General features: G+C 64.5%; 15 protein-coding genes. 9 read left to right on the top strand and 6 right to left on the bottom strand.

Going from position 1 to position 13,737, the window contains the following annotated elements:
* Nucleotides 1–66 precede the first annotated feature (66 nt).
* From VJ162_RS11350 to VJ162_RS11340, 3 genes are all read left to right on the top strand, one after another.
* Nucleotides 67–1,392: a CoA-binding protein gene (locus VJ162_RS11350; protein WP_324664379.1), complete on the top strand. Its 1,326-nt coding sequence runs from the start codon at nt 67–69 to the stop codon at nt 1,390–1,392.
* Between the two features lie 139 nt (nt 1,393–1,531).
* Nucleotides 1,532–1,852, top strand: a complete 321-nt coding sequence (locus VJ162_RS11345; RefSeq protein ID WP_324664378.1) for a hypothetical protein — start codon at nt 1,532–1,534, stop codon at nt 1,850–1,852.
* A 133-nt stretch (nt 1,853–1,985) separates the two neighbouring features.
* Nucleotides 1,986–3,221 (top strand): FAD-dependent monooxygenase, encoded by a 1,236-nt coding sequence (locus tag VJ162_RS11340; RefSeq protein ID WP_324664377.1) that lies wholly within the window; start codon nt 1,986–1,988, stop codon nt 3,219–3,221.
* 186 nt (nt 3,222–3,407) lie between these two features.
* Here VJ162_RS11340 and rdfA read toward each other — a convergent pair whose 3' ends face one another.
* From rdfA to VJ162_RS11325, 3 genes are all read right to left on the bottom strand, one after another.
* Nucleotides 3,408–3,989, bottom strand: a complete 582-nt coding sequence (gene rdfA / locus VJ162_RS11335) for a rod-determining factor RdfA (protein ID WP_324664376.1) — start codon at nt 3,987–3,989, stop codon at nt 3,408–3,410.
* 48 nt (nt 3,990–4,037) lie between these two features.
* Nucleotides 4,038–5,990 (bottom strand): archaea-specific SMC-related protein, encoded by a 1,953-nt coding sequence (locus VJ162_RS11330; protein WP_324664375.1) that lies wholly within the window; start codon nt 5,988–5,990, stop codon nt 4,038–4,040.
* Nucleotides 5,991–6,177: 187 nt separating this feature from the next.
* Nucleotides 6,178–6,780: a metal-dependent hydrolase gene (locus tag VJ162_RS11325; protein WP_324664374.1), complete on the bottom strand. Its 603-nt coding sequence runs from the start codon at nt 6,778–6,780 to the stop codon at nt 6,178–6,180.
* 75 nt (nt 6,781–6,855) lie between these two features.
* Here VJ162_RS11325 and VJ162_RS11320 point away from each other — a divergent pair, with 75 nt between their 5' ends.
* From VJ162_RS11320 to VJ162_RS11310, 3 genes are all read left to right on the top strand, one after another.
* A complete protein-coding gene (locus tag VJ162_RS11320; RefSeq protein ID WP_324664373.1) occupies nt 6,856–7,470 on the top strand; it encodes a hypothetical protein in 615 nt (204 codons plus the stop codon).
* Between the two features lie 20 nt (nt 7,471–7,490).
* Nucleotides 7,491–8,099 (top strand): hypothetical protein, encoded by a 609-nt coding sequence (locus VJ162_RS11315; RefSeq protein ID WP_324664705.1) that lies wholly within the window; start codon nt 7,491–7,493, stop codon nt 8,097–8,099.
* 678 nt (nt 8,100–8,777) lie between these two features.
* Nucleotides 8,778–8,900, top strand: a complete 123-nt coding sequence (locus tag VJ162_RS11310) for a hypothetical protein (protein ID WP_324664372.1) — start codon at nt 8,778–8,780, stop codon at nt 8,898–8,900.
* Nucleotides 8,901–9,041: 141 nt separating this feature from the next.
* Here VJ162_RS11310 and nirK read toward each other — a convergent pair whose 3' ends face one another.
* Both nirK and VJ162_RS11300 read right to left on the bottom strand, forming a co-directional pair.
* Nucleotides 9,042–10,124, bottom strand: coding sequence for a copper-containing nitrite reductase (gene nirK, locus VJ162_RS11305; protein ID WP_324664370.1), 1,083 nt, complete (start codon nt 10,122–10,124; stop codon nt 9,042–9,044).
* A 119-nt stretch (nt 10,125–10,243) separates the two neighbouring features.
* The gene (locus VJ162_RS11300; RefSeq protein WP_324664369.1) at nt 10,244–11,611 is read right to left on the bottom strand and encodes a hypothetical protein; all 1,368 of its coding nucleotides are present in this window, start codon (nt 11,609–11,611) and stop codon (nt 10,244–10,246) included.
* Between the two features lie 152 nt (nt 11,612–11,763).
* On the opposite strand from VJ162_RS11300, the gene VJ162_RS11295 reads away from it, so the two are divergent.
* The 3 genes from VJ162_RS11295 to VJ162_RS11285 all read left to right on the top strand — a co-directional run bounded on the left by VJ162_RS11295 (nt 11,764) and on the right by VJ162_RS11285 (nt 13,452).
* Complete coding sequence (locus VJ162_RS11295) at nt 11,764–12,879, top strand: radical SAM protein (protein ID WP_407066856.1); 1,116 nt, start codon at nt 11,764–11,766, stop codon at nt 12,877–12,879.
* Between the two features lie 61 nt (nt 12,880–12,940).
* On the top strand, nt 12,941–13,210 hold the full coding sequence (locus VJ162_RS11290; RefSeq protein WP_324664367.1) for a DUF2249 domain-containing protein: 270 nt from the start codon (nt 12,941–12,943) through the stop codon (nt 13,208–13,210).
* On the top strand, nt 13,207–13,452 hold the full coding sequence (locus VJ162_RS11285; RefSeq protein WP_324664366.1) for a hypothetical protein: 246 nt from the start codon (nt 13,207–13,209) through the stop codon (nt 13,450–13,452). The genes VJ162_RS11290 and VJ162_RS11285 overlap by 4 nt, the downstream gene beginning before the upstream one ends.
* On the opposite strand, the gene VJ162_RS11280 is transcribed toward VJ162_RS11285, so the two are convergent.
* A complete protein-coding gene (locus tag VJ162_RS11280) occupies nt 13,449–13,736 on the bottom strand; it encodes a cupin domain-containing protein (RefSeq protein WP_324664365.1) in 288 nt (95 codons plus the stop codon). The genes VJ162_RS11285 and VJ162_RS11280 overlap by 4 nt on opposite strands.
* Between the last annotated feature and the right edge of the window lies 1 nt (nt 13,737).

Below are 13,737 nucleotides of genomic sequence, written 5' to 3'. Positions count from 1 at the left end.
GTCCCGCCTCGCCGACCGATAGCTAACAGTCGAAAATTATATTCAATCATCGGGGAAAGTGAGTGTATGAGTCTCACAGACTTGTTCGATCCGGACAGCATCGCTGTCATCGGCGCGTCGGAAACAGCGGGGAAGCTCGGCAACGACGCGATGGCGAACGCAAAGGAGTTCGACGGCCCCGTATACCCTGTCAACCCGTCGGGGGAGGGGTCAGTGTACGGCTACGACTTCGTCGATTCTGTCGGTGACACCGACGCCGACCTCGCGCTCTGCTGTGTGCCCGGCCCGGCGACCCCGGACGTCATCGAGGAGTGTGGCGAGGCCGGCGTCGGCGCCGCCGTCGTCTTCGCCGGTGGGTTCGCCGAAGCCGGCGAGCGTGGAAAAGAGCTGCAGGACGAGATCCGGTCGCTCGCCGACGAGTACGACATTTCCATCCTCGGACCGAACACGGCCGGACACATCATCCCGCATAGGGACCTGTTCAGTTCCTTCGTGCCCGGCTTTGACGAGATCGAGTCCGGCGATGTCGCAGTAGCGGCCCAGAGCGGGGGGGTCGGGGTGACAGCCACGTTCCAGCTGGACCGCGAGGGGTACGGGACCGCCGGGATGTACGGCCTCGGGAACCGCGTGAACACGGACTTCGACGACGTCGTTCCGATGCTCGACGACGACCCGGAAGTCGACGCCATGGCGCTCCACATCGAGGGGACCGAGGAGATAGACGCCACTATCGACGCGGTCGACGAGGCGAACACGCCCGTCGTCGCGCTCAAGTCGGGCAACGAGATGGAGGAGTTCGTCCAGGCCCACACGGCGGCACCGATACAGGAGTACGAGCGCTACGAGCGAGCGCTCACGGACGCGGGCGCCGTCATGGCGGACTCGATGACCGAGCTCCTGGACGGGGGCCGTGTCCTGGCACAGTGTCCGCAGGCCGACGGCCCGAACGTCGGACTCGTCACCGCACAGGCCGGACCGGGAATCATGATGGCCGACTATCTCGACGAACGCGGCGTGAACTTCCCCGAACTGACCGAGGAAACCCGGGAGCGTCTCGACGACATCCTGCTTGGGTTCACCTACGACCGGAACCCCGTCGACACGGGCCGGCCGATGCCGGAGTTCGGTGACGTCATCGACGCTGTGGGCCGCGACGACAACGTCGATATCGTCCTCGTCTACGAGATATTCGAGCACTCGCTGGGGTATCCCGTCGAGGAGCTCGAACGGCTCACCGCCGACATCGACAAACCAGTCGTCTTCACCGTCGCCGGACCGGACGCGGCCCTGGCCGACGACCGGGAACGGATGGAGGACCTCGGCGTCGCCACGTTTGACAGTCCCGAACGCGGGGCGTACGCCGCGTCCGTTCTCGCCGAAACGTCGCGGTAAGCTCCGGACCGACCAGGGCGCGTCTCCACGCTCGCTTTTCGCACCGACTCCGATGTCGCCTCCGGGTTTCCGGCGCTCCCGCCGAATCGTGAAGCCAACTATCAGAAAAGTTTAGGTAGTATCAGTCGAGACATGGCGTATGGTTCGAGCAAGCAACCTGACAGAAGCGGCTGCCGAAGCCGAAGACCTTCCGGACCCGCGCGAGATCGTCGGCGAAAACGAGGAGATCCCGATCGAGGAGATCTTCGACACGGCGTTCATGCAGACAAACACCGACTTCGAGACCTTCGACGAGATGGTCGCGGCCAGCCCGTCGGAGGCGGACTCGGCCGAGACTCTCGAACTGGTGCCCGACGGCAGCTGGGACAGCTTCGTCGCTGAGACGACAGCCTTCGCAGACGAAGAGGAGATGGTGTTTGCCGCCCGCGACCACTGGGTCGAGACACAGCTCGATCTGTAAGGACGACGCTGGTGGTGCTCGCACCCCGTCGAGCAGCGGCGCGAATATCCGTTTTAGAGAGGTTTAGCGGCGGCAATTCGGGTCTTAACCACAATAATTATGAAGGTACTGTCGTAAGGGACATGTGAACACGATGAGTACGACTGATACAGAGCAACCAGTGTTGATCGCTGGTGCGGGGCCGGTCGGGATGACGACGGCGCTCGCACTGCAGGCACGCGGTGTGCCCGTAACGATCCTCGAAGCGGAGTCCGAAGACCGGGACCGGGCCGGCAGCCGAGCCATCTACGTCCACGGGACCACACTTCACACACTCGAACGGGTCCATCCGGGCCTCGGTGAGAACCTCGTCGAGGAGGGGCTCGTGTGGCCGACCCGACGGACCTGCTGGCGGGGCAAGGAAGTGTTCAAGCGGACGTACGACAACCCCGGCGGCGACGGGAAGTTCCCGCATTTCACCAGCGTCCCACAGGTCCGCACCGAGGAGTTCATGCACGAGGCTCTCGACGAGGCCGGCATCGAAATCCACTGGGACTGCGCTGTCGAGTCAGTCGAGTCCAGCGCAGACGGCGTCCACGTCGAGACGTCCGACGGCCGCGAGTGGGAGACCCCCTATCTCGTCGGCGCCGACGGCGGCGGGTCGACGGTCCGAAAGGAGATCGGTGCCGAGTTCGAGGGCGACCAGTCCGAGAACTCGTTCATCATCGCCGACGTCGAGGAAATAGAAGACGAGGACAAACAGTGGCCCCTCGAACGGTTGTTCCACTACGACGCCCCGGAAGTCGGCGGCCGGAACGTAATGCTCGTCCCGTTTACCGGCGGCTGGCGCCTCGACATCCAGTGCCTCGAAGACGACGACCCGGAGGAGCTGGTCACCGACGAGAAGATGCGCGAGTTCGTCGCCGCGGTGATGGGCGAGGAGTACGTCGACGGGGTCCACTGGGTGTCCAGTTACAAGTTCCTGCAGGTCATGGCCGACACGTTTATCGACGACAACAGGCGGGTACTCCTCGCCGGCGAAGCCGCACACCTGCTGGCGCCGTTTGGCGCTCGTGGGATGAACTCCGGCGTCGCCGACGCCGACGAGGCCGCCTCCGCAGTCGCCACGGCGTACTACGCCCAGAACGACGCTGTCGCCCGCGACGAGGTCGAACTGTACGCGGCTCGGCGGGAGAAGGCCGCCGAGTACAACCTGAACGCGGCCGGACAGGCCCTGGAGTATCTCCAGGGGGAGAACCCGGCGACGGTGCTCCGGAAGGAGGCCGCAGCGTCTCTGGCCGATTACTTCGAGCCGGCCGGGGAGTACCTCGACGACGCGCCATACGGTCCCCACGACGCCCCGCCAATCGTCTCGACCGGGAACTACTGAACGGCCGACCGTCGCCGGTGACCGGCGCCGACGATAACGACAGCTTGTGCGTTTCCGGGCCCAGTTCGCGGACGGGCCCACCGGAACGGCCTGCCACTGTGTTTTTCGTGTGCCCGGCGGGCTCGGCAACAGCGCCACCGGCCTACCTGAGTCGGCGGCGAGCACGCCCCGGGCGGACACATCCCGTCACTCGCGCGGACAGCTACAGCCACCGCGTTCCAGATATTCGCCGATCGAATACTGGGTCCCACAGTCCTTACAGAGTACGTTCATATCGACGAAAACCTCGAAACTCGAAGGTGAAATCCGGTCCGTCGAGATCAACTTCTCGATCCGGTCCGTCGCCACGGACTGGGCCCGGGTCAGAAGTCGGTCTATCATCTGTGTGTCTTTGTCGATTTTCCCCTCGTCCGAGATCGTCTCGTACTCGGCGTCCTGATACTCCTTGAGGTACGTCCGCAGGGTCGGGTGTGAGACGAACTCCTGTGTGAGTTGCGCCGGGTCGATGCCGTTCTCGGACAGTTTGTTCTCGCTGTCTGTCCGCACACCGCCGCTGACACTGTCACTCGTCAGATTCCGATACATCCTGTCGATATCGTTGTTTAGCACGCTCATCCCCGCCGCTTCCATCTTGGCTTCGAGCAGTTTCTTGTTGAAATACGCCGCCAAGTCCCGCAGGCTCATCCGTTCGACGCCCTCCCCCGTCCAGTACGCCTTCAGTTCGCCGCCGAGTCCGTCGAGGTCGTACGTCTCTATCAGCTCTGCCACCTTGTTTGACGGTTTTCCGTCGGTAGAAGCAGTCATCGATGATATCGCTCAGATGTCCCGTATTCGGTTGTATTCGCTGTCCAGCGCCTGTGCGTCCTCCTCCAACAGCGCCACGACCAGGAACTCGACGTACTCCGAGAAATAGTCGACGAGCGCCGCGATCCGGTTCGAGTCGATCGCCTCCAGCGAGTCCAGCAGCATGAACGGCACCGTCTCGTGTAGGTCGTGTACGAGGTACCCCGACAGGGCAAATATCAGACCGGTAACCTCCCGCTCGCTCTCGCTCAGGTGGTCGATCGTGTCCTCGTAGCCCGTGCCGTTATCGGTCGTGCGGACGATATGCAGGTCGAACCGGGTCCGGTCGACTTTGCGGCGGCCCTCCCGCACCGTCTGTTCCCGTCGCTCGATCCATATTCGCTCGATGTTATCATAATCTAATATATCTAGTATCGCTTCCATGTGTTCGTTGATCGACGCCACCGCTTCCGTCTCGAACTGGTCTATCTTGGTCCGCAGGTCGGTCAGTTCGTTCGCCACTTCGTCCCGTTCCCGCTTTAGCGATTCGAGGTCGCTCACCGACTGTTCGATCGCTTCGATGCGCTGTTCGATATCCGCCTTCTCGGACTCCAGCCGGTCTATCTCGAACTCCAGTTGGTTCGCTTCTCGGTGGAGCGAGAGCACCGCCTCGAAATCGTCCGACTCCATCTCCTCGACGGCGGCTTCCAGTGTTTCGACTCGCTCCGTCAGCTCCGTTCGCCGTTCGGTCAGCGACGCGATCTCCCCCTCGCGGCGTTCGATCTCCGATTCGAGACGCTCGATTCGACGCGCTATCTCGTCACGTCGGTCCTGGAGGCGTTCGTTCTCACGCAGTGTGGACTTCAGGGGCTCCAGTCGGCTCTTGACCTCGTTGAGCTCGTCCATTTTCCGGCTGTGTACCTCCTGTAGTCGCTCTATCGTCTCCTCTATCTGGCTCCGTTGTACGTCCGAGCCACACGTCCAGCATACGGTCCCCTCCGAGTCCGTCTCGAGTAGCCGACCGGTAACCGAACTGTCGTCCCGACTGCCGTCGGCCGACCGCAGAAGCTCGGCGCTGTTCTGTTCGAGTTGCTCTTCGTTGTACTGGATGAGGTTCTGTAGGTCCGAGGCCTCGGAGCTGAGTCGCTTTCGCCGCTCCCTGAGCTCCTGGATCTCGGCTTCGAGCTCCTGTGACTCGTCCGTCGGCGCCGTTGCTATCTCGTCTAGCTCGTCGTGCAGCTCTGCCCGCTCTCGTTTCGACGACGACAGGCTCTCCTTCTGTTTCTCTAGCTGTCCCCTGACGGTTTCGAGTTCCGACCGCACCTCCCGAAGCTCATCTAACTTGGATTCGAGCGCTTCCTTTTCGTCCTTGCTCTCCTCGAGGTCCCTGCTTTTGTCGTCGATCTGTTCCTCTTGTGCCGCCAGCTCGTCCCGTTTCTCGGATATCTCGTCGCGCAGCTGTGACTTTTCTGCCTCCAGTTCCGCAAGCTTCTCGCGCTCGCGCTCGATGTCGGCTATCTTCTCGTCCAGTTCGTCTTTTTGCCGTTCGAGCTCGTCAATGTCGCTGCGTATCTGCTCCGTGTCGACTGGGCGCATAATCAGCTCACGGAGGTCTTCGACGCGTGCGACGGCCTGTCGTGCCTCGTTGTTCTCAAGCAGGAACGCAAAGAGATCCGCGACCGCCGGCTCGTCCAGATACTGCTCGCCCTCGAACTGAACGCTATCGCCCGTGCGCTGTAACGTCCGCCGATACGTCTGTCCCGCTATCGATAGCTCGACGCTCCCCTCATCGGCATCGCCCTTGAGAGTCGCTTGCCGACTGCCCAGGCCCGCCATGATGGACTGCAGAAACGACGTCCTGTTTGTCGCGTTTTCCCCGGTGAGCACAGTGACGCCCGGCGGGAGCGAGAGACTGGTCGAGTCGATCCCCCCGATATTTTCTACGTCGAAGTGTGCTGACCCCGTTTTTTGTTGTGATGTTACCATTATCGAGTGTCAAGTTCGCTGGAATATAAATATGGTGTTGCCCCCTCCGAGCGGCGCCTATCGTGGGCCGTCCGTGGACCGGATCTGCGGACGCGACCGCCGTGTGGACCCGTCTAGTTAACAGACGTACATGTGTAAACCGACGTACCACAGTGGCCCCGCCGGCGGGATGCCCAGAGGCCACGTTTCACTGTCTGTAGCGCGCCGGGACGTAGGACGACACCGAGTCCGGGACGCGTTCGAAGACAGCCGGTGCGAGGTCCGCTAATCGCCGCCGGAGCAGCCCGTACGTGCAACCGGCTATAAGCGCCACCGGGGGAACCCACCGGAACGGGCTGTCCAAAACCAGCGCCAGGGGGACGGCGACGGCCCCCAGCAAAACGATGTCCCCGGGTGATCCGTCGTACGGTATCCACCGCTTCGGTGTTCGCCACCGCCCCCGGACGTGGTCGTAAACGGCTTTCTCGGATGTCCCCTCCCACGGGCGAAGTTCGAGGCCGCCGCCGTATCGGTCCATCCGGCAGTGGGCCGCCGCCCCGACAAACAGGAACGCGAGCGCGGCAAGCAGTTGCGTCTGGTAAAGCGCCGCGACGAGACCCACCGCGACGGCCACAAGCGTGTACCCGGTCGGGTAGTGCAACGACCGCCTGTGCCCGGCATAGAGGTCCAGATCCGGCAGGATGCCGCCGACTAACCCGCCTGTTAGCACCGCCGTGGCAAACTCGGGTGCGATGACGGCGAGTGGTGTCGCAAGCGCCAGGCCCACGACCGCGTGCGTCGGCAGCATCATACAGTACGAACAGTGGCCGGGCCCGGGTATAAACACGTCGCCGGGTTTATGGGGTGGTAGACTCTGTTGGATTCAATGAGTGCCAGCCGTGAATCACCCGACAACACGCTTGAACGACTCTTCCGGGACAGCCGGACGAACGCGCTCCTCTCGTGGCTGCTGGTCGGCGTGCTCGGTGTTGTCTTCGTCGAGAGCGGGCTCGACCTCGATTACCAGTGGACGCTGTTCGTCGGATTCGTGGGACTTATCGTCCTCATCCCCCCGCTCGCGTTTCGCGAGTGGCAGGTGATGCTTCCCTGGGAACTGCTCGTCCTCGCGACGCTCCCGATACTGGTTCGGGGACTGCTGGGCGGGACGGTCGGGACGTTCGCCACGTATCTCGCACTCGCCGCGCTGGCCCTGCTGGTCATCGTGGAGCTACACATGTTCACGACGCTTTCGGTCACACACTGGTTCGCTGTCGTGTTAGTCGTGCTGACGACGATGGCAGCGGTCGCCGCCTGGACCGTGTTTCGGTGGAACGCGGACCGGATGCTCGGGACCGCGTATCTCGTCGACAATGAGACACTCATGATGGAGTGGCTCTACGTCACGCTCGCCGGCATCGCTGCGGGCCTGCTGTTTGACGGCTATTTCAAGCGGCGTGACCGCCAGCTCTGGCGGGCAATCCGACAGCGGGTGAAACGATGAGGCTCCTGCCCCGTCCGTCGATGCGGACCCAGCGCCGACTGACACGCGGGATGCAACTGCTACTGCTCGGGCTCGTCTGCTATGGGTTCGTCGCCGGTCGACCGAAGGCGATAACCAACGGCGGGATGGGCCTTCTGATCACGTTTCTCCCCGCCGTGCTCGAACGGAACTACCAGCTGCCGATAGACCCGTGGCTGGGCCTGTGGATTACGACGGCGGTATTTCTCCACACGGCCGGCTCAGCGGGTCTCTACGGCCAGATAGACTGGTGGGACCACCTCACACACGCGATGTCGGCCTCGGTCGCCGCAGCAGTGGGATACACCGCCGCCCGCGCCCTCGACCTCCACAGCGACGAGATACACATCCCGAGGCGGTTCTTCTTCGTCTACATCTTCATCTTCGTCCTCTCCTTTGGCGTCATCTGGGAACTGTTCGAGTTCGCGCTCGATATCCTCGATGACCTGACGGGCCTGACGATGCCCCTGGCCCAGCACGGCCTCGACGACACCGTCCGGGACTCGATGTACAACTCGCTCGGGGCGCTCGTCGTCGCGATCTTCGGGCAGGCACACCTGACCAGTGTCGCTGAGACAGTCCGCGTGCGTGTCTTCGGCGAAGAGTCGTGAGATACCCGGAACCGAACCCGCGCCGCTTGGAGTTCCGACTGGCCTGTATGTTCCGGCGCGGGCAAACACACGAACAGTGTAGCCAGTGTTCGGACGGGTGTGGCAGAACTACCAGCGTTAGAAATAATCTCTCATTTTGATAGTTGTGGGGGTAGACGTTCTCGAAGGCCCGCTCGATGGGAGACCGAAAGCCGAGCTGCAGCCAGTCACCGCCAAATACGGGAACAGGCTAGACCGACGATACACCGGTTCACGTCAGCGTTCAGCCGCTCCGGCTGGCCGCTGTCGTGGACCACAACGGGACGAAGTCCCAAACTACAATTTCTAAAACGAGACTGCCACTATCGGACAGCTCTCCCGGATTTCGGTGGAAGAACCACCTCAAAACTGTTGCCGGCCTGTATATACTGAGAGCCACGTCAGTGACCCCACCGTCGGGGCGTCACTTTCCGATAGCACACCGCGGAGACGGTGCCGGCTCTATATAAATTAACTAGTACTTCAGTAAACCATCTCGAATTCGAACTGTTCACTCCGTCTGTTCGGCGTTCGAACGCGAGTCCAGCGTCGACACGGCAGGGGGTGCCCACACGGTCGGCCTGCCTGAGCGGTACAGCCACCGGATGGACCCATCGGAACAGCGAAACGTTCAGGCTGCTGTGGCAGGAACGGACACGTATGGGAGACTCCGACGCCGATGACTCGTTCCCCTGGTTCCTCAAAGTCATTATCGCTGTCCCGCTGCTGGTCGTTCTCTTTATCATCGGCGTCGACCTGCTCGCCTTCCTCGAGGCCTGGTAACCGGCCGGCCGTTCGCTCGGTGTCGTGACTGACGAATCCGTCGTCCGGGCCCTGCTCATGGTCGGACACGGCGAGGCCGCGGGTCCGTCCTACGGCGGTGAAGACGGCACCGAGAACGAATCCGCGGGGTGGACCGGGTTCTCAGGCCGGGTCGGGGTCGTAGACGTCGGTGTTTTCCTCGCCCTCGCGGGAGATGACCGCCAGGGCGCCTTTCCGGGCGACCCGCGAGAGCGCGTGGTCGACCAGTTTGATGTTTCCGGGCACCTCGGCGTGGAGCGTGGTGATCGCACACGACCCCGGCTGGACCGGCGTCGTCTGGACGAACCGGTGGGGGTCGCTCGCGATGGCCCCCTGTGGGTACACCTTGTCCCAGACCGAGCCGATGGGGTGGAAGCTAGAGTCTAGGTTCGGGCCCCCGGTGACGAAGTAGACCCGGGCGTCTTCCCCGACGTCGATGCTCGGTGACCCGTAGTTGTTGGGCGTGATAGCCGCTCGCTCCCCGTTGATGAGGACGTAGGTCGGCTCCTCGGCGGCCATCGCGTCCATGTCGAAGTCGTGATGGCCCTCCTCGCCGGTGTCGCCGGTCGTGTACAGCTCTTGCTGGCCGAAGTAGAACTCGTGGTCTACCTCGGGCAGCCCGTCCCTGGGTTCGACGAGAATCATCCCGAACATCCCCGAGGAGATGTGGTAGTCCATGTTGGGGACGGCACAGTGGTAGATGAACGCGCCGGGGTAGGTCGCCTCGAACCGGAAGGTCGCCGTCTCGCCGGGTGCGACCGTGGAGTCTTCGGCCCCACCGCCGGGCCCTCGCACGGCGTGGAGGTCGATGTTGTGGGGCATCGCGTTGCTCTCGTCGTTCGTGATGGTCAGCTCTACCGTGTCGCCGCGGCGGACGCGAATCATCGACCCCGGAATCTGCCCGTCGAAGGTCATGTACTCGTAGGTGACACCGGGCTCGATTTCGGCGACCTGCTCGTGGGTCGTCATCTCGACCTCGATGGTCTCCGACGTGTTCCGGTCGATGGGAGCCGGGATATCGGTCGGGTCCGCGGCGACACGGTCGACGTCGGTACTCTGTGCACCGTTCTGGCTGGGCGTCTGTGGCGTCGAGGTCGCTTGTTGCTGGGTCTCCGAGCCGGAGCTGCTGCAGCCGGCAAGCAGGACGGTTCCAGCACCGAGCGCCTGTAGGACACGCCGCCGAGTTTGTTCTGGTATCGTTGACATAGTGTAGTCACCACGGAGCGGACTCCGTCGACAGCTGTGTGTTTGTGCCACGATGCCATAGGGGAGCGAGACAGTTCTCAACCCCCGAGAAGGACACGCGAAGATGTTCTACCGGCGGTTTATACATCCGAGCGCTGGGCGTCGTCTTCGGGGGTTGACGCCGGTCGCGGGCTGAGCGAGCCCAGGAGGACCCGGTCTATCGGGTCCGGGCCGTGCTCGTGGACGACCAGCAGCATGTTCGCCGCGAAGGCGGCGACACTCAGGGTCACCATGGCTCCGCCGGCCCCGGCGACGAGCGGCGACAGTCCGGCCCACGCCGCGCCGACGAGACAGACGGCGCCACAGACCCAGAGGGTCCCGTCGGCGGCGGCGAGCCGGTCGTCGTAGAGGTCGTCTATCATCGGCACCGCCTCGAACCCGAGGCGGTCGCTGTACCGGTCGACCCAGACGATAAACGGGACGACGTGATACAGCGTCCCGACGAGCACCGTACCGACGACCCCGAGTGCGAGCAGATGGCCCGAGCCGCTGGCACCGAACAGATTGGCCCCGGCCGTCGGGGCCGCTATCCACGCCGGGAGAGATGACAGGGCCCACGCCGCGAGCGCGACGGCGACGACGGCGTAGCGGGTGTGCATCGGCTCCCAGTCGACCTGCATCTCGTACAGCCGCCGCCCGAGGACGGCGCTCATCGCGAGCGCGGCCGCCACGACGAGCAGGGCTCCGACTCGCGCGAGGAAGGCCGAGCCCACGAGCCGACCGCCGGCCAGCAGAACGACACCGACCGGGTGGCCCAGGGCTTCGACCGACTGCAGTGAGTGGTCGACGCCGTGGAGCTCGGTCTGTGTGAACATCGTCCCCAGCTGGTAAAGAGCACCGTAGATAGTGGTAAGCACCGCGCCGAAGACAGCCAGCGTCGCGTGTGCCTGTCTGAGATTCGCGTGGTTGACCGGCAGCGACGCCGTGACCGGGGAGGCGAAATCGACGGCGAGAACGAGTCCAAAGAGCGTGAGCAGGCAGAAAAAGCCGAGGGCGTAGCCGAAGTGTCGTTCGGTCACGTCGTACTCGTCGAGAGTCGCGAGCGTGCGAAGGATATTGTAGGCGAACACCCAGAACCCGGCGACCATCAGGGCGCCGAAGGGGGCCAGCCACGCCATCGCGCCGGCGGCGAGCGCGACGACGAAGCCGCTCAGGCCGGCGAGGACGAGCCCTAACTGGGCCGACGCCAACCGCTGTGAGTGCAGCGACGTGCCCGACCACACCGGGACGAACTGCGTCATCGCGCCCATGATCGTCACACAGACCCAGCCGACGAGCAAGAGATGGACGTGGGTGAGCGAGTCAAAGCCGGGGACGACGCCGGCGATCGCGCCGAGACCGACGAGCGCGCCGGCGGCGAGAGAGCCCAGTCCGGCGATGAAGTGGCGCAACGGGACCGTCGTCGGGAGGTCGGTGTCCGTGTCGATGCTGCCGGGAACGGCGCCCATACTACACCACCCTCCGGCAACGGCGTGGCCGTCCGGACCCCGCCGTGACAGTCGGATATCTCACACTGGGTGGTAGCCGCCGGCGGTCCCAGTAACTCAGTGCGAACATCTTCGGGCTGGTTCCCACCGAACGGGAACAGCGTGGCACCGATATGTCCGTGAGGGGGGTACCCTCGCCTATGCGACCGCCGACGGACACGGGAGAGCGGCCGATGGTCCTCATCTGGGAGGTCACACAGGCCTGCGAACTGGCGTGTGAACACTGCCGGGCCGACGCCAAACCGGGGCGTCACCCGGACGAGCTCTCGACGGCCGAGGGGAAGGCGCTGCTCGACGACGTCCGGGAGTTCTCCGAGAACCAGCTCGTCGTGCTCTCGGGCGGGGACCCGATGCAGCGGCCGGACCTCGTCGAACTCGTCGAGTACGGCACCGACATCGGGCTCACGATGACGCTGACCCCGAGCGGGACGAGCGCGCTGACCGCCGACAGCATCGAGGCGCTGTCGGCGGCCGGGCTCAAGCGGATGGCCGTGAGCCTCGACGGGGCGACGGCCGACGCACACGACGCGTTCCGGGGCGAGCGTGGGAGCTTCGAGGAGACGTTGCGGGCGGCCCGAGCGGCCACGCGGGCGGGGCTCCCGCTCCAGATCAACACGACAGTCTGTGCGGGGACCGTCGACGAGCTGCCGGCCATCGCCGAACTGGTCGCGGACCTCGGGGCCGTCCTCTGGAGCGTCTTCTTCCTCGTCCCCGTCGGCCGCGGGCGGATACTCGACCCGGTCTCGCCCCAACGGACCGAGGACGTGATGACGTGGCTCCACGATATCCGGGCGGACGTTCCCTTCGGCATCAAGACGACCGAGGCCCCGCACTACCGGCGGGTCGGCCTAGAAGCGCGCGAGCAGCCGACAGACGACCAGCCCCCGGGGGCGAAACGCCGCGCCGGCATCATCGCCGGGGACGGGTTCGCCTTCGTGAGCCACACCGGCGACATCTACCCGTCGGGATTTCTCCCGAAGGCCGCCGGCGACGTTCGGACCGACGACATCGTCGACGTGTACCGCAACGCCGACCTGTTCGAGGCCCTCCGTGACCGGGACCGACTCACGGGGAAATGCGGCGCCTGCGAGTACCGACACGTCTGTGGCGGGAGCCGGTCCCGCGCCTACGCCGCGACCGGCGACCCGCTGGCGAGTGACCCCCTCTGTGCCCACGTGCCGGAGAGGTGGGACGGGGAGGCCGGTAAGTCAGATGTCGCGGGCGATTGAGGCAAGGATCGCGAACATGTTCGGGAAAACTGTCGCCCCCCTGTGTGTCGTACCGCCGCCCATGGGAGAGCCAGACGGTTCACTGCTGTACCGGACTAACGCGCCGAGCGACGCGCCGGTCGAGACGCTCGACGTGCGCCAGTTAGGCCCGCCCAAGCCGCTCCGGGAGACGCTCGAACGACTGGCGGAGCTAGACGACGGGACGGTTTTGGTACAGTACAACGACCGCGCCCCCCAGCACCTCTACCCGAAACTCGACGACCGCGGGTACAGCTACGAGACGGTCACGCAGACGGGCGTGACGACGACGGTCATCTGGACCGAGAAATGACAGACAGGAACGGGCTGGAGCGGCCCGCGGACGCCGACGCGGTTCGGGACGAGCAGGTCGAACGCGCACTCAACCGCTTGCGAAACGACGGGGGGCTCACGGCCGAACAGCGGGCGACCGTCGAGCGGTTGGCCGACGGCCTCACCGACGAACTCCTCGATATGTTCGACCCGGACGAGGCGGCCACCAAGGGCCCCGACGCCGGCGAGAGCGAGCCCGAGATGCTGCTGTGTCCGGACTAGCGCTTCGCGAGCGTCACGAGCGCCCGCGAGGCCGTCCGGGCGTACGGCGAGATGTCGCAGTCGCCGTCGAAGCGGACTAGCTCCCCGGCCTGCAGCGTCTCGGTCTCATCGTCGAGCGTCAGTTCGATCTCCCCCGAGAGGACCTGAAAGACGACCGCCCGCTCGGGGTGGGAGTGGGCGGGAACGCGCTCGTCGGCCGCCAGTGAGAGCAGCACCGTCCGGGGCTCGCCCTCGAAGAGGGACTGTCGGCCCGTCTCGTCGGCGTCGACCGTGGCCCGTTCCACG

Source organism: Haloarcula sediminis, assembly GCF_035656455.1.
Lineage (GTDB): Archaea > Halobacteriota > Halobacteria > Halobacteriales > Haloarculaceae > Haloarcula > Haloarcula sediminis.
Note: the sequence above shows the minus strand (reverse complement) of the source record. Positions and strands in the feature narration are given on the sequence as shown.